This is a genomic window from Streptomyces qaidamensis, assembly GCF_001611795.1.
Lineage (GTDB): Bacteria > Actinomycetota > Actinomycetes > Streptomycetales > Streptomycetaceae > Streptomyces > Streptomyces qaidamensis.
The window spans coordinates 2,954,135-2,980,877 of sequence record NZ_CP015098.1 but is presented as its reverse complement, the minus strand read 5'-3'; the positions used below and the strand labels follow the sequence as shown (position 1 = coordinate 2,980,877).

Below are 26,743 nucleotides of genomic sequence, written 5' to 3'. Positions count from 1 at the left end.
CCGGCGGCACGAAGCAGGGCGACGGGATGCGGTCACCGGGGGCGCCCTTCCCGCAGGCACACAACGGTGCCGGACCGGGCGGCGGTGAGCAGCGCGCCGAGGGTCGGCAGGAGGGTCGCCAGCGGCATGGACTCCAGTTCAGTGAGGGCGAAGAGGCCGTGGTCGTCGTGCTCCGGGCTGCGCCGGACGGGCTGCCCGGCCGGGAGGCGGCCACCGTGGAAGTAGAAGTCGATCACCGGCCCCGTGCCCAGCACATCCGCCCGGTGGTCGTAACCGATGAGCCGCGGGTCCTCTTCCAGGACGATGCCGGTCTCCTCGTGCAGCTCCCGGCGCGCGGCACCGGCGGGATCCTCGCCGTGGTCGAGCATGCCGCCCGGCAGCCCCCAGAGCCCCGCGGCGGGCAGGCCCCCGGCGTAGCGCAGCAGCAGGAGCCGGTCCTCGGCGTCGAGCAGCAGGACGCAGGACGCGACGACGGTCTGCGGCAGTGTCTTGACCCACTCGGCACGGGGCAGCACACCCGGCGCCTTCGGGACGGGCACGGTCGTGTCCACGGTGGTGTTTCCTTCCATCGGCCGGGCAGCCCGCTGCGAACTGCCCAACCGGTGGAACGGCCGGGCCCGCCGATGGTCACCGGCGGGTCCGGCTCAGGTGTCGCGCACGACCCTCGTCACGAGCGGAACGGGCCCGTCACCTCGTAGGTGATGCCGCCCGAGGAACTGCCGCTGGTGCCGCGCTGGCTGGAGAAGTAGAGGCGGGTGCCGTCGGGGGAGAAGGCCGGACCTGTGATCTCCGAGCCCGACTGGCCGTCGACGCGAAGGAACGAGGCGACGACGTCGTCCGGGGTGATCACGCAGATCTCCATGTTGCCGCCGTCCTCGGCGACGAAGAGGTCGCCGGAGGAGGCGCCGGTGATGTTGTCGACGCCGGTGAGGGGGGCCGTGCCGTTGACGAGGGAGTCGTCGTAGGCCAGTTCGTACGTGTTGGTGAGGAGGTTGAGCTGCCAGACGCGGTTGTCGCCCTTGGTGGTGAACCAGACCGTGTCGTCGGCGTAGTGGCAGCCCTCGCCGCCGTTGAAGGACTTCGAGCCGGAGACCTGGGAGCGGGTGGCGGTGGGGGAGCCGTCCGGGTCGGGGATGTCGGCCCAGGTGAAGGAGCCGCTCGTGGCGCTGCCCGCGACCATCACCTGGAGTCTGCCGGACGACAGGTTGCCCCAGGTGGCGGGGACGAAGCGGTAGAAGCGGCCGTTCGTCTCGTCCTCGGTCAGGTAGATCACCTTGCGCACCGGGTCGGCGGCCGCCGCCTCGTGCTTGAAGCGGCCCATCGCCGCACGCTGCACCGCCGCGTCGGTGCCCCACGGGTCGGTCTCGTAGACGTAGCCGAGGGACACCTCCTCGCAGGACAGCCAGGTGTTCCACGGTGTCTTGCCGCCCGCGCAGTTCTGGCGGGTGTTGGAGAGGATCCGGTACGCGCCGGTGATCGCGCCCGTCGCCGAGAACTTGACCGCGCTCGCGCCGCCCGAGGGGTTGATCTCGGAGTTGGAGACATAGATCCAGCCCGTGCCGTCGGCGTAACAGGCGCCGCCGTCCGGGGCGTTGTGCCAGGTGTACGACGTGCTGCCGACGCGCTGGCCGGACCGGGCGATCACCCGGCTCGTGAAGCCGCTGGGGAGTCGGATGCCGTTGGCGTCCGGGGAGCCCAGCGGCCCGTAGGGGCCGGTGCCGGGCTGGGCGGGGGCCGCGTACGCGGCGCCGCGCCACAACGTTCCGCCCAGAGCGGCCGATGTGCCGCCGAGGACGGCCGCACGCAGGAGGCTACGACGTTCCACTCTCACTCCAAGAGGTGCCGTATCGCCCTGCCGCCGGTCGACGGCAGGGTCGTGCGCGGGGGGAGGCGAGAGGGACGCTAAGGGGGCAGGGTTGACGGGGCATGGCCAACTCGTGGCCGTGGGGCGGCATACTGCGTGCCGGCTGCGCCCCGCGCGGCACGAGCCCTACGCCGGCAGCGCCGGTGCCTCCCGTCTCGGCCTCCTCGGGCGGTCACCGCCCGGCCCGTGGTCGCTCTCGCCCGGCGGCCGTGCGGACGGCAGCCGGATCACCACGTCCAGGCCGCCGGTGGCCGCCGCGCGCAGGGTCGCCTCCCCGCCGCTGGCATGGGCCAGGCGCTGCACCAGGGCGAGGCCGAGTCCCGTACCGCCCTTGGGGGCGCCCGGGGCGCGCCAGAAGCGGTCGAAGGCGCGGGCCCGCTGCTCCTCCGTCATGCCCGGGCCCTCGTCGGTGACGTGCAGGTCGACCCAGCGGGGGCGGCTGTCGCGCAACGCCCGCCGGGGCGGGGCCTGCAGCCGCAGTTCGACCGTGACGGTGCTGCCCGCCGGGGACGCCCGCAGGGCGTTGGACAGCAGGTTGTCCATGATCTGCTCCACGGCCCCCGGCACCGCGAGCACCGGGCCCACGCTCCCCGCGAAGAGCACCAGCGAGACGTCCTCCCGTGCGAACAGCGGCTGCCAGGTGCGGTGCCGCTCCGCGCAGACCGCACCCAGATCGACCGTGGCGGGAATGGCCGCGTGCTCCTCCAGCCGCGCCATGGCCAGCAGGTGCCCGACCATCCGGGCGAGCCGGTCCGTCTCCGTGACGGCCGCGGTGAGACTGCCCCGGGCGCGGGCGGCGACGTCCGGCTCCATGTTCTCCAGGCGCAGCCGCAGCGCCGCCAGCGGTGTCTTCAGCTGGTGCGAGGCCTCACCCGCGAACGCCCGCTGGGACGCCAGCAGATGGGCGAGCCGGGCGGCGGTGTGGTTGAACGCCGCGGCCAGACTGCGTACTTCCGGCGGCCCCTTGGTGATCGTCACCGGCTCGAACCGGCCGCCGTCGGCCAAGTCGTGCGTGGCCTGCTCCAGTTCACGGATGGGGCGGCCCGCCCAGCGGGCGAAGGCGAAACCGACCACCGCGACAGCCGTCAGCACGGCGAACCCGCCCAGCGCGAGCAGCAGCCAGACGTGGTGCACCCGCCCGTGGACCGTCCGCGTCGGCACCGTCAGCCACACCGCACCCACCGGCCGCGCCTCCTGGCCGACCGGCGCGGCCACCGACAGGTACTCGACCCCGCCGATGGTGGAGGTGCGGACGTCCACGGTCGAAGTGCCCCGCAGCGCCGCCGCGATGCCCGGCCGGGTGGCCAGCGTGCCGGACATCCCGGCGTCCAGCCGGTGCGAGGCGGCGAGCGGCGTGCCCGCCGCGTCGACGATCACCACCTTGCCCCCGATGCGCTGCGCGCAGTGCGCCACCCGCCCGGGCAGGTCCCGCTCGGCTCGCCCCGCCGCCAGGGACAGCGCCGCGTACGCCGAGACCGACTCGGCCTCGTCCTTCGCCGCGTTGACCACCCGCTCCCGCTCGCCGCGCGAGTACACGAAGCCCAGCGGGATCTCCAGGCAGAGCAGCACCAGCGCGGCGAGGCTGAGGTAGCTGAGCAGCAGCCGGCGGGTCATGGAGAGGCCACCTGCGGCCCCGTGTGCACGGACAGCCGGAATCCGACGCCCCGCAGGGTCCGGATCCACGCCGGGTGCCCCAGCTTGCGGCGCAGCGCGGCGACATGGACGTCCAGCGTCTTGGTCGGGCCGTCGTAGTGCGGGTCCCAGACGCGGTCGAGGATCTGCTGCCGCGAGTAGACCGCGCCGGGGTCCTCGCTGAGCAGCGCCAGCAGGTCGAACTCCTTGGGCGTGAGCAGGACGGGGGCGTCGCCGACCCAGACCTGGCGGGTACGGCGGTCCACGACGAGCGGGCCCGGGTCGTGCGCGGGGGCGGGGTCGGGGGTGGACGCGGACGCCGCCGGGGGTTCGTAGGACAGGGCCGGGGCGGGTTCGTAGGCCGGTTCGGCCGGTGCCGGCTCGGGGGCGCTCAACGGGCCCGGCGTCTCGGGGAACGCCGTGTGGGTGTGTTGGGTGCGTTGTGTGCGGCGGGTCACCGCACGGACCCGGGCGACCAGTTCCCGCACGCTGAACGGTTTCGCCAGGTAGTCGTCGGCGCCCAGCTCCAGACCCAGCACGCGGTCGGCCTCCTCGCCGCGTGCGCTGAGGATGACGATGGGCACGTCCGAGACCTGCCGGATGCCGCGGCACACGTCGATGCCGTCCATGTCCGGCAGTCCCAGGTCGAGCAGCACGACGTCGTTGTACGGGCCTCTCAGGCCGTCCGTCCCGGTGGCGACGTGGTCGACCGTCAGCCCGAAGTGGCCGAGCCCCTCGGCGAGCGGCTCGGCGATCGTCTCGTCGTCTTCGATGAGCAGCACTCGTAGGCCCATACGTCCTGTCTCTCCGTGAAACCGGCATGAATCCGGGCAGTGTGAATAACATTCCCTGCCGCGGAGTTCACACGCTACAAGAAGACGCTGCAACTGGGAATCCGGACAAAGAATGTGCAATTGCTGGCCGGGCTCTGGGGTTTACTTAACCTTCCTCTGTAGGTCGGCGGTCTACGGTGGAGCGCACAGGGAGGAACCCCAGCTCAGGAGAGTGCGATGAGGGCTTTGCTGGACCGTGCCCGGACGTTCAGGACGCGCGTCGATTTCAACAGCGGTGAATACCGGAAACTGGCCGAAGGGCAATATCCCGAGGCGCTTTTCATTACCTGCTCGGACTCGCGGGTCATACCCGCGATGATCACCGGAGCGCGGCCGGGAGAGATATTCGAGCTGCGGAACGCGGGAAATATCGTGCCGCCCTACGGACGGCCCGGGGCCAGTGGAGAGGCGGCCACCATCGAGTACGCACTGGAGGTGCTCGGGGTTCAGGACATCGTGGTGTGCGGTCACTCACACTGCGGTGCGATGGGCGCGCTGAAGTCCGGCGACGACCTGTCGGCCCTGCCCGGCGTGGACGCCTGGCTCCGCATCGCCCGCCCCGAGCTGACCTCCGTCCTGGAGACCGCCCCGGACGACCCGTCCCTTCCGGAGGTGTCCCAGGGCAACGTCGTCAACCAACTGGCCGCGCTGCGCAGTTACCCCGTGGTCCGGCAACGCCTCGACTCGGGCCGGCTGCGGCTGCACGGCTGGTACTACGAGGTCGACACGGGCTTCGTCTACGAGCTGGGCGACGAAGGCGACTTCCGGGTGCACGCCGCGTGAGCGGGGCCCATGCGCGGGGGAGGACGCGGGGCGGCCCGGGGGGCGGGCGGCCTGCGGGAGCGGCGGGAGCGGCGGGAGGTATGGGTCGACGGCGATCCAATGGGTCGTCGGGCGGCGAGGGGGGCTGGCGGTCGGGCGGTCCTCCGACGGGCGGGTTCGCCGACTGGGGGAACGGTTCCGCGGGGGATACGGGGGGCTGGTCGACGGGCGCTCTGGAGGGGGGCGCGGCGGGTTGGTCGGGCGGGGGCCCGGCAGGGGGCCCGGAAGCCTGGCCGGTGGACGGTGGTGTCAGGGGTGGGCCGCCCGAAGATCCCCCGCAGGTGCTCGGAGGCCGGGGCGGCGGCTGGTCCGAGGGCAGTTCAGGGGGGCGCTCGGACCGCGGGCAGGGCGAGCACCTCCAGGGTGGCCTGGACGGCCCGGGAGCCGGTACCGCGGTCGGTGGTGCGCTGGGCGGGCTGCTCCGCGGTGTGCTGAGCGGTGCCAAGGGTGTCGGCGGCGAGGGGGGAGTGAAGGGTGCCGGCGGCAGAAGGGGAGCGAAGGGCTCCGGCGGCAAGGGCGGAGCGGAAGGCCTCGGCGGCAAGGGTGGCGCCAAGAGGGACCTGGCCACCGACATCACCGCCTCCCTCGTCGTCTTCCTCGTGGCCCTGCCGCTGTGCATCGGCGTTGCCGTCGCCTCCGGCGTCCCCGCCGAACTCGGGATCATCTCCGGGGTGATCGGCGGCCTGGTCGTCGGCGCGGTCCGGGGCAGCACGCTCCAGGTCAGCGGCCCGGCCGCGGGGCTCGCCGCGCTGGTCGCGGAGACGGTCGCCGAGGTCGGCGTGGCCATGCTCGGCGTGATCGTGCTGTTCGCCGGCCTCCTCCAGATCGTCCTGGGACTGGTACGCCTCGGCCGGATGTTCCAGGCCATCTCGGTCGCCGTCGTCCAGGGCATGCTCGCCGGCATCGGTGTGCCCCTGATGTTCAGCCAGGCCTACCCGATGGCCGACGCCAAGGCCCCCGGCACCGCGCTGGAGAACATGGCCGGGATCCCCGGGCTGCTGGCCGGCGTCCTGACGAACCCGCAGGCGATGATCGCCACGCTGCTCGGGGTCGTCACGATCGTGCTCAGCTTCGTCTGGAAGAAGGTGCCCGGGCCGGCCGGGAAGATCCCCGCCGCCCTGGTCGCCGTCGGCATCGGCATCGTCGTCGCCGCGCTGCCCGGCGTGGACGTGAAGACCCTCCAGGTGGGCAACCTGCTCAACTCCGTGCGGGTGCCGGGCGCGGAGCAGTTCGCCGGGCTCGCCGACGGGACGATCATCACCGCGATCCTCACCTTCACGGTCATCGCGTCCGCGGAGAGCCTGTTCACGGCCGCCGCCGTGGACCGTATGCACAACGGCCCGCGCACCCGCTACAACACCGAGCTGATCGCCCAGGGCGCCGGCAACACCGTCGCGGGCATCCTCGGCGCGCTCCCCATCACCGCGGTGGTGGCGCGCAGTTCCGCCAACGTCCAGGCCGGGGCCAAGACCCGGCTCTCCCGCACCCTGCACGGCCTGTGGCTGCTGCTGTTCGCGCTGCTGCTGCCGCAGGTGCTCGCGCTGATCCCGATCTCCGTGCTCGCCGGCGTCCTCGTGCACAGCGGCTGGAAGCTGTTCGGGCCCGCCGAGTTCCCGAAGATGTGGCGTCAGGACAGGGGCGAGTTCGCGGTGATGACGTTGACCATGCTGGTCATCGTGGCGACCGCGCTGCTGGAAGGCGTGCTGTTCGGTCTTGCCGCGGGGATCGTGCTGGCCGCGCTGCGCATGTCGCAGACGGTGATCCGCCAGCACGTAGAGCAGGACACGGCCAAGGTCGTCATGGCGGGCAACGCCACGTTCCTGCGGCTGCCGAAGGTGATCGACGCGCTGGAGGCGGCCGCCGCGTCCGGGAAGCCGAGGATCCGCCTCGACCTGACCGGCGTGACCCACCTGGACCACGCCTGCCGCAACCAGGTCGAGGAGTTCACCGCCCAGCAGCGGGGTCTTGGGCTGCGGGTGGAGCTGCTGATGCCGGGGGAGGCGAAGCAGGGCGTCGAACCGGGCCCGGCACCGACGCCGCTGCCCAGGCGCCCGGTCCCCGGCGAGGAGGCGGCGGAACCGGCGCCCTGGCCCACCGCGGACGCCGAATGGTTCTACCTCGACACGCGGCCCCTCCCCGAGGAGCACGCGCGTTCGCCCCTCGTCGGCTGACCCCGCCCCGGTGGACATGCCGAGGTGGCGTGCACGCCTGGGCAAGCAGGCGTGGCACGCCACCGCGTTGGTGCCGGGAGCCGGGTCAGCCGCAGCTGCCCGAGATCCACCGGTGGGAGCGGACCTTGTACGTACCGGCGAGGTTTCCGCCGTGCTGCTGGCGGGTGCAGCCGACCCGGTCGCTGTAGTTGGCGCCCCGGTAGTACGCGACACCGCTGGAGCTGCTGGTGCCGGCGTTCCACACGGACTTCACGTTGGTCGTGGCGGCCCAGGAACACCGGACGGCACCGCTCTGCCAGTCGGGGTCGGCCACGTCCCAGGCGCACTTGCTGCCGGTGAAGTTGGCTCCGGTCCAGAAGCAGATGTGCCCGGACGCGCAGTCCACCGCGGCGGGCGCGGCCGGGGCCGCCGACGCGGAGCTCGGCACGGCCAGGGTGGTGACGGCGGCGGCGCTGACGGCGAGCACGGCGAGCAGCGAGTTCGCACGGGAGTTCCGGCGGACGGAAAGGCGCATGAGCCTGGTCTCCTCGAAGGTCTGGGGACGGTGGTGCGGACGGCCCGACGCTGGCAAGGCGCGACCGGGCCGGGCAAGGACGTTGGTGCCCGCTGGGATGCCGGGACGCCGGGAGGCCGCGTACCTGGCGCGTTCCGGAACCGTTGGGACGGCCATGGGACGCCTTTGGTGGCACAGTGTCGGCACGAGACGCCCGACCAGCGTCCTGTGGTAATTCCCGAGGGGGGAACGGCCTTGTCCGCATGCCCGGAAACGGAGCGGTTCGCCGCGTTGTTGCGTTCGTTGAAGAGCCGGTCCGGCCTGAGTTACGAGGCCCTCGCCAGGAAGTCCGGCCTGGCCGGCTCGACCTTGCACCGCTACTGCCGGGGCACGTCGGTGCCCCAGGACTACGGGAGCGTGCACCGGCTGGCGACGGTCTGCGGCGCGACCCCGGACGAGCTGCGCACCCTGCATCGCCTGTGGGCACTGGCGGACGCGGCACGTGCCGCCGCGGAACGGGGAGCGGTGTCGGAAGCGGCAGGGAGGACGGAACCGGAAGCGACGCCGGAAGCCGAGCCGGAAGCCGAGCCGAAAGCCGAGCCGAAGGCCGAATCGAAAGCCGAGCCAAAAGCAAAGGCGCCCACCAAGGACCCGACTCCGGTCTCCACCCCGGCCCAGGGCCCGGCCTCACCTCCGGCCCAGGAAGGGGCCTCAACCCCGGCCCAGGGCCCGGCCTCACCCCCGGCCACGGAAGGGGCCTCCACCCCGGCCCCGTCCCCGGCCCCGGAGGGCGACCGGGCACCGGAGCAGCCCGCCCCCGGTGCGGCACCCCGGCCCGCGCGGCAGCCGCGCCGGCACCGGCTGCGCGTCACCGTCGTCGCCGCGGTCCTCGCCGCCGCCACGGTCTCGGCCTGGGTGCTGTCGAGCGGCCGGTCGCCCTCAGGCGACGGTGACGGCGCCGGTGCCGGCGGTGGCCGGAGCACCGGCGAGGCGGTCCGGACACTGTTCTCGGCCGGCTGCCCGCCCGTGATCGCGATGGGCGAGCACGACGAGTGCGTGCGGGAGGTGCAGCGTCTGCTGCACGCCAAGGGCGCGGACATAGGCGTGGACGGGGACTTCGGCCCGCAGACCCTGCGCCGGGTCACCGCCTTCCAGGTGCTCGCCGGACTGCAGCCCAACGGGGTCGTCGCGGAGCCGACGAAGAAGGCGCTCTACACCTCGCCCGTCCGGATGGGGGTGTGGTCGCCACGGAAGGTGCGGCAGCGGGTCCGGGAGGTGTTCCCCGAGGTGCCGGACAAGGCGGTGGCCATCGCCGACTGCCAGTCCTTCCTCGACCCGCTGCACATCCTCCCCAACACCAACGGCACCCGGAACTGGGGCCTGTTCCAGATCTCCGACGCCCGGCTGCTCGAACTGGGCGGCACGCCGCGTGAGGCCCTGGACCCGGAGTGGAACATCCAGGCGGCCCGGAAGCTGTGGAGCCGGGACCGCGATTTCGGCGACTGGCCGCACTGCGAACGCGCCGCTGACGCACCCCGGTCCCCGACCCCTCGGCACTCTCCCACGGTGTCACCGTCACAGCGCTGAACGTCGTCGGTGGCCTGCGAAGCGGCATCACCGTGACAGCGGTCGTCTCCAGCTCAGTCCGAACAGCGGGCGAGCGCCGAACGGGGGAGCGGAGCCGGGCAAGGAAAACACCCCTTCGTGAAGAAGGGGTGCTCCTGATCCGAGAGGTTCAACGGCCCGGCGGCTACGACGTCCGCACCTTGTAAGCCGTCACCCGAACCGCCTCGTCGTCCAGGCACTGCCCGGACGCCAGGTCGAAGCGCTGCTTCAGCAGGGGCGAGGCGACGAACGGGCGGCCCTGGTGCGTGCCCGTCAGGCCGCGCGAGAGGACGGCCGCGCCGGTGAAGGGGTCGCGGTTGTCGATGGCGAACAGCTCGCCGGAGCGGTCACGGAAGATCGCGGCCTGCCGGCCGTCCGGCAGCAGTGCGGCCACCCCGCGGCCCGGGAGCAGTGCGCTCAGGTCACAGACCGTGAACCAGTCGTCGTCCAGGGCGAGTTCGACCTTGAGGTCGGTGGTCTCCGGTGCCAGGGTCATCGCTGGGCGCTTCCTTCCAGTACGTCGGCGGGTCGCATGCCGATGGACAGCAGCGGCAGGTCGGGCTTCATCTGGTCGCGCTCGGGCACGAAGGCGACGACCGGGTCCGGGGTGTCCGGGGCGTTCACGAAGGACACGAACCGGGCGAGCTTCTCGGGGTCGTTGATGGTCTCGGCCCACTCGTCGCGGTAGTGCGCGACGTGCGCCCGCATCAGCTGCTCCAGCTCGTCGCAGATGCCGAGCGAGTCGTGGACGACGACGTCCCGCACGTGGTCGAGGCCGCCCGGGATCCGCTCCAGCCAGGTCGAGGTCCGCTCCAGGCGGTCGGCCGTACGGATGTAGAACATCAGGAACCGGTCGATCAGGCGCACCAGTTCGGCGTCCGACAGGTCCTGTGCGAGCAGGTCCGCGTGGCGCGGGGTCGCGCCACCGTTGCCGCCGACGTAGAGGTTCCAGCCGTTGGCGGTGGCGATCACGCCGAAGTCCTTCGACTGGGCCTCGGCGCACTCGCGCTGGCAGCCGGAGACCGCCGACTTCAGCTTGTGCGGGGAGCGCAGGCCCCGGTAGCGCAGCTCCAGGTCGATCGCCATGCGGACGGAGTCCTGGACGCCGTAGCGGCACCAGGTCTGCCCGACGCAGGACTTCACCGTGCGCAGCGACTTGCCGTAGGCGTGGCCGGACTCGAAGCCGGCGTCGACCAGCCGGGCCCAGATCACCGGCAGTTGCTCGACGCGCGCACCGAACATGTCGATCCGCTGGCCGCCGGTGATCTTCGTGTAGAGGCCGAAGTCGCGGGCGATCTCGCCGATGACGATCAGCTTCTCCGGGGCGATCTCGCCGCCGGGGATCCGCGGGACGACCGAGTACGAGCCGTTCTTCTGCAGGTTGGCCAGGAAGTGGTCGTTGGTGTCCTGCAGCGCCGCCTGCTCGCCGTCCAGGACGTAGCCGCTCGCGCCGATCGTCGGGGCGAGGGAGGCGATGATCGAGCCGACCGTCGGCTTGCAGACCTCGCAGCCGTCGCCGCCCCGGGCCCCCTCGCGGCCGTGCCGGTCCAGCAGGTCCTGGTAGGTGGTGATGCGCAGCGCGAGGACGATCTCGTACAGCTCCTCGCGGGTCTGCGCGAAGCAGCCGCACAGGCCCTTGTCGACCTCGACGCCGCTCGCCTCCAGCTCGGCGTTGACGAGCTGGCCGAGGACCTTGACGCAGGAGCCGCAGCCGGTACCGGCCTTGGTGCACTTCTTCACCTCGGGCACGGTCGTGCACTGGTGGTCGGTGACCGCGCCGCGGATCGCGCCCTTGGAGACGTTGTGGCAGGAGCAGATGATCGCGTCGTCCGGCAGGGCGGAGGGGCCGAGCTGGACGGACTCCCCGGCGCCGGCCGGCAGCACGAGCGACTCGGGGGCGACCGGCGGGACCGAGCCGGTGAACGCCTTCAGCGTGCCGTACGCCTCCGCGTCACCGACCAGGATGCCGCCGAGCAGGGTGCCGTCGCGGCCGATGACCAGCTTCTTGTACAGGCCCGCGCGGGAGTCGGAGTAGACGACGTCCAGGCAGTCCTCGGCGGTGCCGTGCGCGTCACCGAAGGACGCCACGTCCACGCCGAGCAGCTTCAGCTTGGTGGACAGGTCGGCACCGGTGAAGGACGCCTCGTCCGAGGCGATCGTGGCCGCCGCCGTCTCGGCCTGCTCGTAGCCCGGCGCCACCAGGCCGTACACCCGGCCGTCGGAGGCCAGCGCGCACTCGCCGATCGCGAAGACGTGCGGGTCGGCGACCGTACGGCACTGCTCGTCGACCGTGATGCCGCCGCGCTCGCCGACCGTCAGGCCGCAGTCGCGGGCCAGCTGGTCGCGGGGGCGCACACCGGCGGAGAACACCACCATGTCGGCGGCGAGTTCGGAGCCGTCGGAGAGCTTCATGCCGGTGACGGCGCCCTCGGCGTCGACCAGGATTTCCTGCGTGCCCACGCCCGTGTGGACGGTCAGGCCCATCTCCTCGATGGTGCGCAGCAGCGCGGCACCGCCGCCGTCATCCACCTGGACGGGCATCAGCCGGGGCGCGAACTCCACGATGTGGGAGGTGAGTCCGAGCCCCTTGAGCGCACCGGCCGCCTCCAGCCCGAGCAGACCGCCGCCGACCACGGCACCCACCGTGGCCTTCGACTTCGCGTACTCCTCGATCGCGAGCAGGTCCTCGATCGTGCGGTAGACGAAACAGCCCTCGGCGTCCTTGCCCGGGACCGGCGGGACGAAGGGGTAGGAGCCGGTGGCGAGGACGAGGACGTCGTAGTCGAAGACCTCGCCGGACCTGGCGGTGACCTTGCGGGCCTCGCGGTCGACGGCGGTCGCCGGGTCACCGACGTACAGCTCGATGCCGTGCGTCTCGATGAACTCCATGTCCGTCATGGACAGGTCCTCGGGGGTCTTCCCCGAGAAGTACGACGTGAGCGCCACGCGGTCGTAGGCCGGGCGCGGCTCCTCGCAGAGCACGACCACGCGGTGCGTGGCGGTCAGGCCGCGCTCGGCGAGCGCTTCGAGGAAGCGCTGGCCGACCATGCCGTGGCCGACGAGCACGATCGTGGGGGTGGCCTCCGTGGCCTCCGGGGTGGCGGTCATCAGGAGCCTCCATCGTTGGTGAGCAGGTGGAGCAGCGGGCCGCCGTCGGAGGGGAGCGGCTCTGCTCCCTCCCAGGCGCGGGCGAGCGCGCCGACGGTGCCGAGTTCGCCGACGAGCACCCCGCCGACCAGGCGGTCGTCGCGGACGACGACCTTGCGGTAGGTGCCGCGGGTGGCGTCGGTGAGCTGGACGACGTCGTCGCCCGGAAGCGCCTCGGTCTCGCCGAACGCGGCGAGGTCGAAGGGGCTGTCGTGCCCGTTCAGCGTGAGCCGGGTCAGGGAGCGGGTGCCGGTGTAGCGGGCGTTCGCGTCACCGGCGAGCAGCTCCGCGAGCGCGTCGGCCTGTTCGAGCGCGGGAGTGGCGAGTCCGTACAGGACGCCGTCGTGCTGGGCGCAGTCGCCGATCGCGTGGATGTACGGGTCGGAGGTGCGCAGTTCGTCGTCGACGACGACCCCCTTGCGGACCTCCAGGCCGGCCGTCTGGGCGAGGCCCACCCGCGGATGCACACCGCAGGCGACGACCACCAGGTCGGCGTCGAGCGCGTACCCGTCGGCCAGCTCCACGGAGCGGACGGCGCCGCCCACGCAGCGCACGTCCCGGACGCGGCACTCGGTGTGCACCTCCACGCCCAGGTCGGTCAGGTGCCGCTTGACGAGCTTCGAGGCGGCCGGGTCGAGCTGGCGCTCCATCAGCCGCTCGGACTGCTGGGCGAGCACGACCTGGGCGCCGCGCCGGGCGAGCGCCCGGGCGGCGGAGACCCCGAGGAGCCCGCCGCCGATGACGACCGCCTTCACACCCGGGCGGAGCGCCTTGGACAGGCCCAGGCAGTCGTCCATGGTGCGGAACGCGTGGATGCCCTCGGGCAGTGCGTGCTGTTCGCCGGTCCCGGTGAACAGGCCGCGCAGCGGCGGCAGCACCGGGTTGGAGCCGGTGGCGAGGACGAGCCGGTCGTATGCGATCACGGACCCGTCCGCACAGGCGACGGTCCGCCCCTCGCGGTCGATCCCGGTGATCCGGCCGCGCCTGACCCGCGCGGGCGCCGGCAGGGCGATCACCTCGGGGCTGTACCGTCCGGCCAGCACCTCGGCGAGCAGCACCCGGTTGTACGGCCGGTGCTCCTCCTCGCCGATCAGCAGCGCGGGCGTGCCGAGCTCACCGAGCCGCCGGGCGAGCCGTACGCCCGCCAGGCCGGTGCCGATCACCACCACACGCTCATTCGAGGTCATGCACTTGAGCGTGCGGTGCCGGTGTTACCCGGCAGCATCACCTCTGTTTCCCGCGGGGAACGCTGCCCTCAGCGGGCCGGGGTGGTGGGTGTGAGGGTTCCTGACGTGCGGCGACGGCGGCTGTGAGGGGCGTCGCAGCGCTGTCCCACCGGGCTCGCATAGGGTCGCGATCATGCCCGACATATCGCTGACCGTGATCGTCCTGCTCTGCGTCGCGGCTCTCGCCGCAGGCTGGATCGACGCCGTGGTCGGCGGGGGCGGCCTCCTGCTGCTGCCGGTGCTGCTGCTGGGACTGCCGGCGAACACACCCGCCGCGCACGCGCTGGGCACCAACAAGGCCGTCGCCATCGTCGGCACCACGGGCGCGGCCGTGACGTACGCCCGCAAGGCTCCGGTGGACGTCCGCACCGCCGTCCGCATCGGGCTGGCCGCCCTCGCCGGTTCCTCCGCCGGGGCCTTCTTCGCGGCCGGGATGAGCACCGAGGTCCTCAAGCCGGTCATCATGGTGGTGCTGCTCGCGGTCGCCGCCTTCGTGATCCTGCGACCGGCCTTCGGCACGGCCCCCGCGACCGGCCCGGCCACCCGCCGCCGGGTCCTCGCGGCGATCGGCCTCGCCGGCCTCGGCATCGGCTTCTACGACGGCCTGATCGGCCCCGGCACCGGCACGTTCCTGGTCCTCGCGCTCACCGCGATCCTCCACCTCGACCTCGTCACGGCCTCCGCCACCGCCAAGATCGTCAACTGCTGCACCAACGCGGGGGCGCTGGCCACCTTCGCCTGGCAGGGCGCTGTGCTGTGGCAACTGGCCGCCCTGATGGCCCTCTTCAACCTCGCGGGCGGCACCCTCGGCGCCCACACCGCCCTGAAGAAGGGCAGCGGTTTCGTCCGGATCGTGCTGCTGACGGTGGTGTTCGCGCTGGTGGGGAATCTGGCGTACGAGCAGTGGATCGCCTAGTCCGCGCGCAGGTCCAGCAGTTCGACCATCCCCGTGCCGTCCTCGTCCCCGTGGCCCTGCGCGAGCCTGCGCTCCATCAGCTCCATGTACGGCGTCAGCAGCTCCGGGCTGACCCGCTGCTCCTCGGCGGTGCGCAGCAGGGTGGCGTTGCCCGCCGCCTGCATCGCCAGGCTGGAGACGACGTTGCGGGTGTAGTCGCCGCTCTCCAGCTGGTCGGCCGTCTGGTGCACGGCCGGGGCCATCGCGGTCAGCCAGTCGGCGAGCAGCGGCGCGAAGTCCTTCGGCGCGATGTCCTCCGGGCGGATCAGGGCGAAGGCGTGGGTGAGGCCCGCGAACATGCCGCTCATCGCGCTCAGCAGCGCCACGTCGTGCAGCGCTGCGAAGCCCGGGTCGGCTCCGACGTAGCGGGTGCCGGCCGGGACGGCGAGGGTGGCGCGGTGCTCCTCGAACAGCTCCGGTGAGCCGCTGTAGAAGACGTAGCCGCCGGAGTCCGCGACCCCGATCATCGGCGGTACGGCCATGATCCCGCCGTCCAGGAACCGGGCGCCGCGCGCCTCGGCCCAGGCGGCCCGCGTCCGGCCCTCGCCCGGGGTGCCGGTCGTCAGGTTCACCAGGTCCCGCCCGGCGAGAAGGGCCCCGTCGAGGGCGTCGCCCACGGAGGCGTCGTCGAGCAGGCAGACGATCACGAGCCGGTTCGCGGCCACGGCATCGGCGGCGCTCCGGGCGACGACGGCGCCCTCGGCGGCGAGGGCCTGAGCGCGGGCGGGCGTGCGGTTCCAGACGGTCACCTCGTGCCCGGCGGCGAGCCAGGCCCGGGCGAGGGCGGTGCCCATGGCACCGGTCCCGAGGAGAGTGAGGGGGGTACGGGTTCGGCGAGCAACTGTGTTGGTGGTCATGGCGTTCAGGCTCGTCGTAGGGGAAGCGCCTGCTCAAGTACGCACTTCGAAGTGGGTGGTTACCTTGGGGGAAGAGTCCAGGCAGCGAAGGGGAGGGGACCGGGCATGGGGACGACGGGACGGCGGCCGGGTGCGTACGTCTGCGGCATCGACGCGGCGATGGACCTGATCGGCGGCAAGTGGAAGGTGCTGATCCTCTGGGCGCTGAACGAGCGGCCCTGCCGCTTCGGCGAGCTGCGCCGGGAGTTGCCGGGCGTCACCGAGAAGGTTCTCGCCTCGCACCTTCGGGAGATGGAGGCCGATGGCCTGGTGCACCGCGAGGCGTACGACGAGGTGCCGCCGCGCGTGGAGTACTCGCTGACGCCCCGGGGCGTGTCCCTGAACGCGGCACTGGAACCGCTGGGGGCCTGGGGGAGGGCCAACATCCTGGGCGTGCCATCGGCTCCCGGTTCACCGGCTCCCGGTCAGATGCGCGAAGACGACGACGTTCCCCTGGTAACCGGTGCCGCGTGAGTAGGTGCCGCCGCAGGTGATGACCCGCAACTCGGGGCGCGGGGCGGGGCCGTAGACCCTCTCGTCGGGGAAGTCCTTCGCCGCGTACACCTCCACGGCGTCCACGGTGAACACCGCGACGCCGCCGTCCCGCCGGTCCACCTCGATCGTGCTGCCCCTGGCCAGGGCGCCGAGGTCGTAGAACACGGCGGGGCCGTCGGCGTTGTCGACGTGACCGGCGACGATCGCCGTGCCGCGCTCACCGGGGGTCATGCCGGCCTCGTACCAGCCCGCGAGGTTCTTCTCCGCGGCGGGCGGTACGTCGAGGCTGCCGGTCTTCGTCAGGCCGAGCCCGGTCAGCGGCGCGTTCACCCCGATCGCCGGGATGCGGATCCGGTCGGGCGGTGAGGGCGGCAGCGGGGGCACGGCGGGCCGCTCGACGGACCGGCCGTCCAGCCCGGCCCGGGCCTGCGCGGCGGTCGGCTGCGGCGGGGCGTGCGTCCCGGCGCCGTCGCGCAGCAGCCACACCCCGGAGCACAGGGCGAACACCGTGACCGCGGCCATGGCCGCGGTCGCGGGATCGCGGACGCCGCTGCCGAGCCTGGGGAACCTGCGCATACCCACCCTCTTCTGATCCAGCCCCGTGCCCCCTCCGGGCCGCGAGGGGCGTCGGACCCGGAGGGGAGGGACATGCGGTACCGGCGACGGACAGCGGAGGGTGTCCGTCAGATCCCGTCGCCTCTCGCCCGGCGATGCAGGAGCCAGGTACCGCCCGCGGCGGCGACGGCGAGGGCCGCCACACCTGCCGCGGTCTGCACGGGATCGGGGCCCAGAGCGCCGCCGACCCCCGTCTTCACGCTCCCCCGGGGATGGACCTGTTCGAGCGCCGGTGTCAGCGTGACCACCAGGTCCCCGGTGATCCGCCGGCCGCTGCCGGCGCAGGTCGCGATGATCTCGTAGGTTCCCGGCTGCGCGCCCGGCGGCACCCGGAACCGGCCGGTCGCGCCCGGCCCGTGCGCGTCCGGCGCCAGGCCGATGGAACCCGCCCCGACCGCTCCGGCGTCCCCCGTCGCCGAGCCGCCGTCGCCGCAGGCCGCCGTGCGTACCGTGACCTGACCGCCCGGCACGACCGAGGCCGGGGACAGCTCCAGGCCACCGGCGGACGCGCCGTACGCGGGGGCGGCGGCGAGAGCCGCGGCGGCGACGGCGAGCGCGGTACCGGTCAGCGGCGGGGCGATACGTCGCATCGGTGCTCCTTCGAGCGGTTCGGTCTGCGCCTGCCCTTCCGAGGTAACGGGCAGCGGGACGACCGCGCTTGCTGAAGGGGCGTCAGAATTGGGGTGAACGGGTGTCAGACGGGGCTGAACCGGCGGCCTTCGACGGCCGTTTCGGCAGGTCACGGGCGTTCGGTGGGCGAGGTGCGGAAAAGCGTGGGGCGCGCGTGTGAACGGGTGACCCGGGTGTGCGCGGCCGGTGCTTGACCTCAAGTTTGGTTGAGGTACGAGGCTGTGCCGCATGAAGACAACCGCTACCGGTCCAGCCGCCCTGCCGCAAACCGCCGCCGACCCGCTCCGGCTGACCCTCGTCGTGGGCAGCAACCGGCACGGCCGCTTCGGCCCCGTCGTCGCCGACTGGCTCCTCGGCCGCATCCGGGACCGGGACGACCTGGTCGCCGAGGTCGTGGACGTCGCCGAGGCCGCGCTGCCGATGTCCCTCGAACCGACCCCGGAGGCGACCGCCGCGCTGTCCGGCATCACCCCGAAGCTGGCCCGCGCGGACGCGTTCGTGGTCCTCACCCCCGAGTACAACCACTCCTTCCCGGCCGGACTGAAGAACCTCGTCGACTGGCACTTCACCGAATGGCAGGCCAAGCCCGTCGGACTCGTCTCCTACGGCGGCCTGTCCGGTGGCCTGCGCGCCGCGGAGCACCTGCGCCAGGTCTTCGCGGAGCTCCACGCCGTGACGGTCCGCGACACCGTCTCCTTCCACAACGCCGGCGCCTCCTTCGACGACCGGGGTGCCCCGCGTGACCCGTCCGGCCCGGACGCGGCGGCGAAGACCATGCTGGACCAACTGGTGTGGTGGGGCCATGCGTTGCGGGAGGCCAGGGGGAAGCGGCCGTACGGGGGCTGAACCGGCATCAGCCGGACCCGACCTTCACGCCGGGCCCGACCTTCACGCCGGACCCGACCTTCACGCCGGGCCCGTTCACGCGGGCCCGATCACCCCCCGGCCCCTCACCCCCGCCCCCGCCAGTCCCCGCCCGCGATCGCCCGGCCCCGGGCCCGCAGCCGCGTGGCGACGGCGGGTGCGGCCACGTACACCCAGGCCCGGACGGCCACCCCGTCCGCCGCCCGGACGACCTTCCGCTCGACGCGTTCGTACAGGCTGCGCGGATCCCCCGGCACGTACTCCTCCAGCCGGTCCAGCTCGGCGAGCAGCTCCTCGTACGCCTCCGGCAGCGCGGTCACCAGCTCCCCGCTGACCACGCCGCCGCCGGGCTCCTCGACCGCGTACGGATAGCCCGGCCCGGCGTACAACACCGTGTCCGCGAGCTTCCCCGGCTCCTCCGAGCGGGTGCGGCCGCGCAGGAAGAGGTCGTGGTTGACCTCTCCCGGGCGGAGGGTGCCGTAGACGAAGAAGGGGAGGGTCACAGGAACGATTCTGCACCCTCACACACCTGCACAACGGCGCTATGGACATGCCATGTCCGCGCCGCCTTAACTCGCGGTCAACATCAACGCCGCCCCCGGTCGACCCCACGCGACCGGGTGCGCCCGTATGAGGAGACCGATGAGTCGGATACGTCATGTCCGCGGTTCCCGTCTCGCCCTCGCCGGTGTGGCCCTCACCGGCACCACCGCCCTGCTGGCAGCCGTCCTCTCCCCGGCCGCCGGCGCGGCGGACCGGCCGGCCAGGTCCGGTGCGATCGAGGACGCGCAGGCGGTGCTCGCGGACCGGGCCGGAGCCCTGGGCCTCACCCCGGCCCAGGAGACGGAGGTCCGGGACGTCGTCGTCGACGAGGACGGCACCCGGCACGTCCGCTACGACCGCACCTACCGCCGGCTCCCGGTCCTCGGCGGGGACTTCGTCCTCCACCTGAACCCGGACGGCACCTACCGCGGTACGAGCCGCGCGACGACGTCCGCGCTCTCCCTGGCGAGCGTCACCCCGGAGGTGACCGCCCCCAAGGCCGCCGACCTCGCGGCGAACCTGCTGCGCGCCGCGCACCTCGGCGAGACCCTGAGGAAGCTGACCGCCAAGCCGCGACTGGTCGTCGACGCCCTGCACGGCGCACCGAAGCTGGCCTGGCAGACCGAAGCGGTGGCGCACGACGAACTCGGCAACCCCGTCGGGCGCACGGTGCTGACCGACGCGACGACCGGCGACCGGATCGACGCCTGGGACTCCATGGAGTCGGCCTCCGGCGACGGCAAGTCCCTCTACGGCGGCACGGTCCCGCTTCAGACGACGGCGTCCGGCTCGTCGTACCAGCTGAAGGACGCGACCCGCGGCGGCACCTACACCGGCGACGCCGAGAACAAGACGGACCAGTGCCTGCTGACCGTCTGCCTGACCCGCGCCCCCGCGACGCTCTTCACGGACGCCGACAACCGGTGGGGGACGGGTACGGCCGCCGACCGGTCCACGGTGGCGGTGGACGCCCAGTACGGCACCGACGTCACCTGGGACTACTACAAGAAGGTCCACGGCCGCGCCGGCATCGCGGGCGACGGCAAGGGCTCCTTCAACCGCGTCCACTACGGCAAGGACTACAACAACGCCTTCTGGGACGACAACTGCTTCTGCATGACGTACGGCGACGGCGACGGCAAGCTGATGGGCCCGCTGGTGTCGCTGGACGTCGCCGGGCACGAGATGTCCCACGGCGTGACGTCCAAGACGGCGGCGCTGAGGTACTCGGGCGAGTCCGGCGGCCTGAACGAGGCCACGTCGGACATCTTCGGCACGCTGGTGGAGTTCCACGCGGCCAACCCCGAGGACCGGGGCGACTGGCTCATCGGCGAGAAGGTCGTCCGCTCCGGCCTCGGCCGAGAGGCCCTGCGCTTCATGGACAAGCCGTCGAAGGACGGAAAGTCGGCGGACTGCTGGAACGCGAAGCTCGGCGACCTCGACGTGCACTACTCCTCGGGCGTCGGCAACCACTTCGCTTACCTGCTCGCCGAGGGCAGCGGCAGGAAGACCCTGGGCGGCGTCGCCCACAACTCCCCGACCTGTGACGGTTCCACGGTCACCGGCATCGGCCGGGCCAAGCTGGGCAAGATCTGGTACCGCGCGCTGACGGTCTACATGACGTCCTCGACGGACTACGCGGCCGCCCGCGCGGCGACCCTGAGCGCGGCGAAGGACCTCTACGGCGCCGACAGCACCGAACAGAAGGCGGTGGCGGCGGCCTGGAAGGCGGTCAAGGTGAGCTGACCGCCTCCAGCCGCACCGCGCACGCCTTGAACTCCGGCATCCGGGAGGTCGGGTCGAGCGCGGGGTTGGTGAGGGTGTTGGCGCGGCCCTCGCCCGGCCAGTGGAAGGGCATGAAGACGGTGTCGGGCCGGATGGCGTTCGTGATCCTCGCGGGCGCCACCGCCCGGCCCCGCCGCGACACGACTGCCACCGGATCGCCCTCGGCCGCTCCCAGCCGGGCCGCCAGCCGGGGGTGCAGCTCCACGAACGGCCCCGGCGCGGCGGCGTTCAGCTCCGCCACGCGCCGGGTCTGCGCCCCGGACTGGTACTGCGCCACGACCCGCCCGGTGGTCAGCAGGACCGGGTACTCGTCGTCCGGTTCCTCGGCGATCGCGCGGTGGGAGACGGGGACGAACCGGGCCCGGCCGTCGGGGGTGGCGAAACGGTCGAGGAAGAGGCGGGGCGTGCCGGGATGCACGGCCGGTGCCTCCCCGGCGGGGACGGCGCCCTCGCTCACGTCGGCCGCCTCCGCCGGACAGGGCCAGAACACCCCGTTCTCCTCCGCCAGCCTGCGGTACGTGATCCCCGAGTAGTCCGCCGCCCCGCCCGCCGACGCCCGGCGCAGCTCCTCGAAGACCTCCTCCGGGTCGGTCGGGAAGCCCTTCTCCACACCCAGCCGGGCGGCGAGTTCGTGCATGACCTCCAGGTCGCTGCGGATGCCCTCGGGCGGGGTGATCGCCCGGCGCCGCAGCAGGACCCTGCCCTCCAGGTTGGTCGTCGTGCCCGTCTCCTCGGCCCACTGGGTGACCGGCAGGACCACGTCCGCGAGCGCCGCCGTCTCCGACAGCACCACGTCACAGACCGCCAGGAAGTCCAGCGACCTGATGCGCTCCTCGATGTGCGCGGCCCGCGGCGCCGACACCACCGGGTTGGACGCCATCAGCAGCAGCGACCTGATGTCGGTGCCCAGCGCGTCCAGCAGCTCGTACGCGCTGCGCCCCGGGCCGGGCAGGCTGTCCGGGTCGACCCCCCACACCTCGGCGACGTGCGCCCGCGCGGCCGGGTCGTCCAGCTTGCGGTAGCCCGGCAACTGGTCGGCCTTCTGCCCGTGTTCGCGCCCGCCCTGCCCGTTGCCCTGTCCGGTCAGACAGCCGTACCCGGACAGCGGGCGGCCCGCCCGGCCGGTCGCCAGGCACAGGTTGATCCACGCGCCCACGGTGTCGGTGCCCTTGGACTGCTGCTCGGGCCCCCGGGCGGTGAGCACCATCGCCGACTCCGGCTCGCAGAACAGCCGTACGGTCTCCCGGAGTTGAGGAACGGACACCCCCGTGATCCGCTCCACGTACTCCGGCCAGTGCGCCATCGCCGCCGCCCGGGCGTCCTCCCAGCCGGCCGTGCGCTCCCGGACGTACTCCTCGTCCACCCGTCCCTCGGCGATCACGAGGTGCAGCAGGCCCAGGGCGAGGGCCAGGTCCGTGCCCGGCCGGGGCGCCAGGTGCAGGTCGGCCTGCTCGGCGGTCTTCGTGCGGCGCGGGTCGATCACGATCAGTGTGCCGCCGTTCTCCTTCAGCTCGGTGAAGAACCGCAGCGACGGCGGCATGGTCTCCGCGAGGTTCGACCCGACGAGGATCACGCAGCCGGACTTCGGGATGTCCTCCAGCGGGAAGGGCAGCCCGCGGTCCACCCCGAACGCCTTGATGCCGGCGGCCGCCGCCGACGACATGCAGAAACGCCCGTTGTAGTCGATCTGCGAGGTGCCGAGCACGACCCGCGCGAACTTGCCGAGCGTGTACGCCTTCTCGTTCGTCAGCCCGCCCCCGCCGAACACCCCGACCGCGTCCGGCCCGTACTCCGCGCGTGTACGGCCCAGCCCCGCGGCGATCCGGTCCAGCGCCTCGTCCCAGGAGGCGGGCACCAGCGTGCCGCCCTCGTCGCGCACCAACGGGGAGGTCAGACGGACGTTGCTCGCGAGCACCGCCGCGGACGTACGGCCCTTGCCGCACAGCGCGCCCCGGTTCACCGGGAAGTCCGTGCGCTCGCTCACCTCGACGGTCCCGTCCGGCGCGGGCGTCAGGTTCATCCCGCACTGCAGGGCGCAGTACGGGCAGTGCGTGGGCGTCACGGTGCTCTGCATACCGTTCAGCCTGCGTCGGCCGTGTTACGCCCGGGACGGTTCCCTGTTACGCGGCCGGGACGGCAACCTCCCCGCCACCGCTGCGCCCGCGTGAGGCAGGAGAGCCCCTGGCCTGGTCAGGCACAGGCCCGCCCTCCTACAGGTCGCCGCCGACCGCCACCGACGTTGCCCGTGGGACGAGAAACGCCACATGTGGCTCATTGCGTTCCTTTCTTGGCCGATCCGGCGTCGTTGAGAGTTGAATCAGCCGCACTACGCTCTCGCTACGCGCAGCGCTCGCACGACTCCGCACGGCGTTCGACACCCGGGCATGCCCGCCGCTCACGGCTGCATCCACCCGCGGCTCCGCCGCGGGTGGCAATCCGACCTCGAAACAGCCAGGAGGCCACCCGACCATGCCTCTGCGCCACTTGACCCCCCTCGACCAGCGGCTCTTTCGGCAGTACGGCCAAGGCCCCACCGTCCCCGTCCCCGACCCGCTCCTGCACCACGCCGTCGCCCGGCACGCCAGGGCCACCCCGCACGCCGTGGCCGCCGAACACCAGGGCGCCCGCATCACCTACGGCGAGCTCGACCGGCACGCCGGCGCCCTCGCCGCCCGCCTGGTCCGCGAGGGCGTACGCCCTGGCGACCACGTCGGCCTCTTCGTCCGCCGCTCCATCCCGATGCTGGTCGGCCTGCTCGGCATCCTGAAGGCCGGCGCCGCCTACGTCCCGCAGGACATCGGCCTCGCACCCCCGGCCCAGCTCACCCACGTCATCCGCACCGCCCGCACCCGGGTCGTCCTCACGGTCGCCGAGCACGCCCGCCGCGTCCCCCTGCCGGACGGCCATCTGCTGCTCCCGCTCGACGAGCCGCTGCCGCACGCCCCGGCCCCACGCGTCCGCGTCACCGGCGACGACGGCTGCTACGTGCTGTTCACCTCCGGCACCACCGGCCGCCCCAACGGCGTGAAGGTCACCCACCGCAACGTCGCCAACCTCCTGCTCACCGCCCCGGGCGGCCTCGGCGTCCGGCCCGGCGACCGGGTCGCCCAGCTCCTCAACATCGCCTTCGACATGGCCGCCTGGGAGATCCTCGGCTGCCTCGCCCAGGGCGGCACGCTCGTCATCCGCGGCAAGGACCTCGCCGCCGCGGCCCGCACCGCCGACGTGCTGATCGCGACCCCGACCGTGCTCTCCGGCCTCGACCCGGCCGCCTGCCCCCGGGTGCGCACGGTCGCCGTCGCGGGGGAGCCCTGCCCGCGCCCGCTGGCCGACCGGTGGGCCCGGCAGGCCGCCTTCTTCAACTGCTGCGGCCCCACGGAGACGACGATCGTCAACACGATGAGCCGCCACGACCCGTCGGCCCCGCTGCTCACCATCGGCCGCCCCACCCCCAACAACACGGTGTACGTCCTCGACGCCGACCGCCGCCCCCTGCCGGTCGGCGAGGTGGGCGAGATGTGGGCCGGCGGGGACTGCGTCTCCGCCGGCTACCTCGGCGACGACGCCCTCAACGCCGAGCGCTACGCCCCCGACCCGTTCCTCGGCGGCGGCCGGCGCATGTTCCGCACGCGCGACCTCGGTCGCTGGACCCCCGGTGGCGAGCTGGAGCACCTCGGCCGCACCGACGACCAGGTCAAGGTGCGCGGCTTCCGCGTCGAGCTGGACTCCGTCTCCTCCGTCCTGGAGTCGGCCGCCGGCTGCACCCGGGCCGTCACCCTGAAACGCGACGCCCGCACCCTGGTCTCCTTCGTCTGCCCGGCCGACGTCGACCCGGACGCCGCCCGACGCGCGGTCGCGGACGCCCTGCCGTACTACTGCGTCCCCGAGCAGGTCCTGCCGCTGGCCCTGCTCCCCGAGACCGACCGCGGCAAGGTCGACAAACAGGCGCTGCTGCACATGATCGAGGAGCGCGTGGCGGTGGCCCGATGACCACGTCCCCGCCCCGGAACCAGCGAACCCGGAACCAGCAGGCCACCGGCGAACTCCCGCCGCTCCTGTCCGGCCCGCGCCGCCTGCTCAAGCACCCCCGCCTGATGCACTACAACCGGCTCGCAGCCCTGGTGCTCCTCGCCAACGCGGCCTTCGCGTGGGTCCTTCGGCCGCTGGATGCCGCCACCCTCGGGCACGCGGCCCTCGCCAACCTCGCCCTCGCCGTCGTCGTACGCCAGCAGTACGTCATCAACCTCTTCTTCCGGCTGGCGACTTCGGCGCCGACCGGCTGGCCGCTGCGGGTCCGCTGGACGCTCGGCAAGGTCTACCACTTCGGCGGACTGCACGTCGGCGGCGCACTGGCGGGCACGGCCTGGTTCCTGGCGCTGACGATCACGACACCGAGCGGCTCCCTCAGGGCCGTCGGCTGGACCCTGACAGCCCTCCTCGCCCTGATCATCGCCACCGCCCTGCCGCCCTTCCGCTCCCGCCACCACGACCACTTCGAGAAGATCCACCGCTTCGGCGGCTGGACGGCCCTGGCCCTGTTCTGGACGCACACGCTGCTGTCGTCGCCGGGCCCCTGGCAGGTCGGCACCCTCGCGGTGGTCACCTTCAGTGTCGCCCTGCCCTGGCTGCGGCTGCGCAAGGTGGACGTCCGCCTCGAACGCCCCTCCTCCCACGTGGTGCTGGCCCGCTTCGACCACGGTGAGACCCCCTTCGCGGGCTCCTCCACCGCGATCAGCCGCAGCCCGCTGAAGGAATGGCACTCCTTCGCCAACGTCCCCGCCCCCGGCGAGCCCGGCTTCCGCCTGACCATCTCCCGGGCCGGCGACTGGACCGGTTCCTTCATCGACGACCTGCCCCGGAAGGTGTGGGTCAAGGGCATCACCACGGCCGGCGTCGCCAACATCGAGGTCCTGTTCACCAAGGTCGTCTACGTCGCCACCGGCAGCGGCATCGGCCCCTGCCTGCCCCACCTGCTCGCCGCCCAGGTGCCCTCCCGGCTGGTCTGGGCGACCCGCGACCCCCGCGCGACCTACGGCGACGCCCTGGTCGACGAGATCCTCGCCGTCCAGCCGCACGCCCTGATCTGGGACACCTCCCGGCACGGCAAGCCCGACATGGTGCGCCTCGCCCACGAGGCCCACCGGGACTTCGGCGCCGAGGCGGTCATCTGCATCTCCAACAAGAAGCTGACCTGGCAGGTGGTCCACGGACTGGAACGGCGGGGCATCCCGGCGTACGGCGCGATCTGGGACTCGTGAACCCGGCCGCGCGATCTCTCGGAAGGAGAAGGCATATGAACCATCTCAAGGTCGAACGGCACGGCCGAGTGGTGACCGTGCGCCTGCACCGCCCGCACGTCCGCAACGCGCTCAGCAGTGAGCTCCTCACCGAACTCCTCGACGTGCTCCGCCCGCTGGACTCGGACCCGGAGACCGGCTGCTTCGTCGTCACCGGCTCGGACACGGTCTTCGCCGCGGGTGCCGACATCAAGGAGATGGCGGGGAAGTCGGCCGTCGACATGGCGGCCGAGGACTACTTCGCCGGCTGGGAGGAGTTCGCGGACCTCCGCACCCCGAAGATCGCCGCCGTCAACGGGCATGCCCTGGGCGGCGGTTGTGAGCTGGCGATGATGTGCGACCTGGTCGTCGCGGGGGAGTCGGCGGTCTTCGGCCAGCCCGAGATCAAGCTGGGCGTGATCCCCGGCATCGGCGGCACCCAGCGGCTGACCCGTCTCGTCGGCCGGGCCACGGCCATGGACCTGGTCCTCACCGGCCGCACGATGGACGCACGGGAGGCTGGACGCTGCGGTCTCGTCTCCCGCGTGGTCCCGGACGACCGGGTCCTGCCCGAGGCCCTCGAAGCGGCGGCGGCGATCGCCTCCCACGGCCGTGCGGCGGTCAGGGCGGCCCGCGAGTGCGTCGACCGGGCCCTGGAAACCGGCCTGCGCGACGGTATCCGCTTCGAACGCCGCGTCTTCCACGCCCTGTTCGCCACCGACGACCAGAAGGAGGGGATGACGGCGTTCCTGGAGAAGCGCCCACCGCGCTTCCGGGGCCGCTGACGGCCACGGCGGATCCGGGGGTGGGGGCGCGGCGCCGCCCCCACCCCCGGACGCGTTCAGGGAGGTGCCTGGTCAGGACACGGTCCCGGTCACCCTGCGGACAGCA

General features: G+C 72.9%; 23 protein-coding genes. 10 read left to right on the top strand and 13 right to left on the bottom strand.

The genetic code is table 11. The features are described 5' to 3' along the window. Nucleotides 1-32: 32 nt before the first annotated feature. The 4 genes from A4E84_RS13055 to A4E84_RS13040 all read right to left on the bottom strand — a co-directional run bounded on the left by A4E84_RS13055 (nt 33) and on the right by A4E84_RS13040 (nt 4,290). A complete protein-coding gene (locus A4E84_RS13055; protein WP_062926740.1) occupies nt 33-551 on the bottom strand; it encodes an NUDIX hydrolase in 519 nt (172 codons plus the stop codon). Nucleotides 552-667: 116 nt separating this feature from the next. Next, complete coding sequence (locus A4E84_RS13050) at nt 668-1,825, bottom strand: alkaline phosphatase PhoX (RefSeq protein WP_062926739.1); 1,158 nt, start codon at nt 1,823-1,825, stop codon at nt 668-670. A 165-nt stretch (nt 1,826-1,990) separates the two neighbouring features. Further along, on the bottom strand, nt 1,991-3,478 hold the full coding sequence (locus A4E84_RS13045; protein ID WP_062926738.1) for a sensor histidine kinase: 1,488 nt from the start codon (nt 3,476-3,478) through the stop codon (nt 1,991-1,993). Next, entirely contained in the window at nt 3,475-4,290 is an 816-nt protein-coding gene (locus A4E84_RS13040; RefSeq protein WP_062926737.1) for a response regulator transcription factor, read from the bottom strand. The genes A4E84_RS13045 and A4E84_RS13040 overlap by 4 nt, the downstream gene beginning before the upstream one ends. 216 nt (nt 4,291-4,506) lie before the next feature. Here A4E84_RS13040 and A4E84_RS13035 point away from each other — a divergent pair, with 216 nt between their 5' ends. Together A4E84_RS13035 and A4E84_RS13030 are read left to right on the top strand one after the other, a co-directional pair. Continuing rightward, entirely contained in the window at nt 4,507-5,112 is a 606-nt protein-coding gene (locus A4E84_RS13035) for a carbonic anhydrase (protein WP_062926736.1), read from the top strand. Nucleotides 5,113-5,711: 599 nt separating this feature from the next. Beyond that, nucleotides 5,712-7,322: a SulP family inorganic anion transporter gene (locus A4E84_RS13030; protein ID WP_079129357.1), complete on the top strand. Its 1,611-nt coding sequence runs from the start codon at nt 5,712-5,714 to the stop codon at nt 7,320-7,322. Between the two features lie 85 nt (nt 7,323-7,407). Here A4E84_RS13030 and A4E84_RS13025 read toward each other — a convergent pair whose 3' ends face one another. Then, nucleotides 7,408-7,836, bottom strand: coding sequence for a peptidase inhibitor family I36 protein (locus A4E84_RS13025; RefSeq protein ID WP_062926735.1), 429 nt, complete (start codon nt 7,834-7,836; stop codon nt 7,408-7,410). Nucleotides 7,837-8,070: 234 nt separating this feature from the next. Here A4E84_RS13025 and A4E84_RS45325 point away from each other — a divergent pair, with 234 nt between their 5' ends. Next, nucleotides 8,071-9,402, top strand: a complete 1,332-nt coding sequence (locus A4E84_RS45325) for a helix-turn-helix domain-containing protein (RefSeq protein WP_062926734.1) — start codon at nt 8,071-8,073, stop codon at nt 9,400-9,402. A 163-nt stretch (nt 9,403-9,565) separates the two neighbouring features. On the opposite strand, the gene nirD is transcribed toward A4E84_RS45325, so the two are convergent. From nirD to A4E84_RS13005, 3 genes are read right to left on the bottom strand one after another with little or no spacing between them, the layout of a single operon-like run. Next, the gene (gene nirD / locus A4E84_RS13015; protein WP_062926733.1) at nt 9,566-9,916 is read right to left on the bottom strand and encodes a nitrite reductase small subunit NirD; all 351 of its coding nucleotides are present in this window, start codon (nt 9,914-9,916) and stop codon (nt 9,566-9,568) included. Further along, entirely contained in the window at nt 9,913-12,528 is a 2,616-nt protein-coding gene (nirB, locus tag A4E84_RS13010) for a nitrite reductase large subunit NirB (RefSeq protein WP_062926732.1), read from the bottom strand. The genes nirD and nirB overlap by 4 nt, the downstream gene beginning before the upstream one ends. Next, nucleotides 12,528-13,754: an NAD(P)/FAD-dependent oxidoreductase gene (locus A4E84_RS13005; RefSeq protein ID WP_062926731.1), complete on the bottom strand. Its 1,227-nt coding sequence runs from the start codon at nt 13,752-13,754 to the stop codon at nt 12,528-12,530. Before A4E84_RS13005 ends, nirB begins: the two co-directional genes overlap by 1 nt. Nucleotides 13,755-13,926: 172 nt before the next feature. Here A4E84_RS13005 and A4E84_RS13000 point away from each other — a divergent pair, with 172 nt between their 5' ends. Then, a complete protein-coding gene (locus A4E84_RS13000) occupies nt 13,927-14,709 on the top strand; it encodes a sulfite exporter TauE/SafE family protein (RefSeq protein ID WP_062926730.1) in 783 nt (260 codons plus the stop codon). Here the strand turns inward: A4E84_RS13000 and A4E84_RS12995 are convergent. Then, nucleotides 14,706-15,605: an NAD(P)-dependent oxidoreductase gene (locus A4E84_RS12995; protein ID WP_062926729.1), complete on the bottom strand. Its 900-nt coding sequence runs from the start codon at nt 15,603-15,605 to the stop codon at nt 14,706-14,708. The two genes, A4E84_RS13000 and A4E84_RS12995, sit on opposite strands and share 4 nt — an antisense overlap. Nucleotides 15,606-15,710: 105 nt before the next feature. Here A4E84_RS12995 and A4E84_RS12990 point away from each other — a divergent pair, with 105 nt between their 5' ends. Then, nucleotides 15,711-16,118, top strand: coding sequence for a winged helix-turn-helix transcriptional regulator (locus A4E84_RS12990; protein WP_062926728.1), 408 nt, complete (start codon nt 15,711-15,713; stop codon nt 16,116-16,118). Here A4E84_RS12990 and A4E84_RS12985 read toward each other — a convergent pair. Together A4E84_RS12985 and A4E84_RS12980 are read right to left on the bottom strand one after the other, a co-directional pair. Beyond that, nucleotides 16,056-16,715, bottom strand: coding sequence for a class F sortase (locus tag A4E84_RS12985; RefSeq protein ID WP_062926727.1), 660 nt, complete (start codon nt 16,713-16,715; stop codon nt 16,056-16,058). The genes A4E84_RS12990 and A4E84_RS12985 overlap by 63 nt on opposite strands. A gap of 107 nt (nt 16,716-16,822) precedes the next feature. Further along, the gene (locus tag A4E84_RS12980) at nt 16,823-17,344 is read right to left on the bottom strand and encodes a hypothetical protein (protein WP_062926726.1); all 522 of its coding nucleotides are present in this window, start codon (nt 17,342-17,344) and stop codon (nt 16,823-16,825) included. Nucleotides 17,345-17,612: 268 nt separating this feature from the next. Here A4E84_RS12980 and A4E84_RS12975 point away from each other — a divergent pair, with 268 nt between their 5' ends. Continuing rightward, nucleotides 17,613-18,230, top strand: coding sequence for an NADPH-dependent FMN reductase (locus A4E84_RS12975; protein WP_062926725.1), 618 nt, complete (start codon nt 17,613-17,615; stop codon nt 18,228-18,230). 104 nt (nt 18,231-18,334) lie between these two features. Here the strand turns inward: A4E84_RS12975 and A4E84_RS12970 are convergent, their stop codons facing one another. Beyond that, nucleotides 18,335-18,751 carry a gamma-glutamylcyclotransferase family protein gene (locus tag A4E84_RS12970; RefSeq protein ID WP_062926724.1) on the bottom strand — a complete coding sequence of 139 codons (417 nt, stop codon included), beginning with the start codon at nt 18,749-18,751 and terminating at the stop codon, nt 18,335-18,337. A 139-nt stretch (nt 18,752-18,890) separates the two neighbouring features. Between A4E84_RS12970 and A4E84_RS12965 the strand changes: the two genes are divergently transcribed. Beyond that, nucleotides 18,891-20,537: a M4 family metallopeptidase gene (locus A4E84_RS12965; RefSeq protein WP_062926723.1), complete on the top strand. Its 1,647-nt coding sequence runs from the start codon at nt 18,891-18,893 to the stop codon at nt 20,535-20,537. Here the strand turns inward: A4E84_RS12965 and A4E84_RS12960 are convergent. Next, entirely contained in the window at nt 20,524-22,650 is a 2,127-nt protein-coding gene (locus A4E84_RS12960) for a molybdopterin oxidoreductase family protein (RefSeq protein WP_062926722.1), read from the bottom strand. The genes A4E84_RS12965 and A4E84_RS12960 overlap by 14 nt on opposite strands. Nucleotides 22,651-23,045: 395 nt before the next feature. On the opposite strand from A4E84_RS12960, the gene A4E84_RS12955 reads away from it, so the two are divergent. Genes A4E84_RS12955 through A4E84_RS12945 form a run of 3 tightly spaced genes read left to right on the top strand, consistent with a single transcriptional unit; the run spans nt 23,046 to nt 26,637 of the window. Further along, nucleotides 23,046-24,566: an amino acid adenylation domain-containing protein gene (locus A4E84_RS12955; protein ID WP_062926721.1), complete on the top strand. Its 1,521-nt coding sequence runs from the start codon at nt 23,046-23,048 to the stop codon at nt 24,564-24,566. Beyond that, entirely contained in the window at nt 24,563-25,834 is a 1,272-nt protein-coding gene (locus A4E84_RS12950; protein WP_062926720.1) for a ferredoxin reductase domain-containing protein, read from the top strand. The genes A4E84_RS12955 and A4E84_RS12950 overlap by 4 nt, the downstream gene beginning before the upstream one ends. Nucleotides 25,835-25,869: 35 nt before the next feature. Continuing rightward, the gene (locus A4E84_RS12945) at nt 25,870-26,637 is read left to right on the top strand and encodes an enoyl-CoA hydratase-related protein (RefSeq protein ID WP_062926719.1); all 768 of its coding nucleotides are present in this window, start codon (nt 25,870-25,872) and stop codon (nt 26,635-26,637) included. Nucleotides 26,638-26,743: the final 106 nt, after the last annotated feature.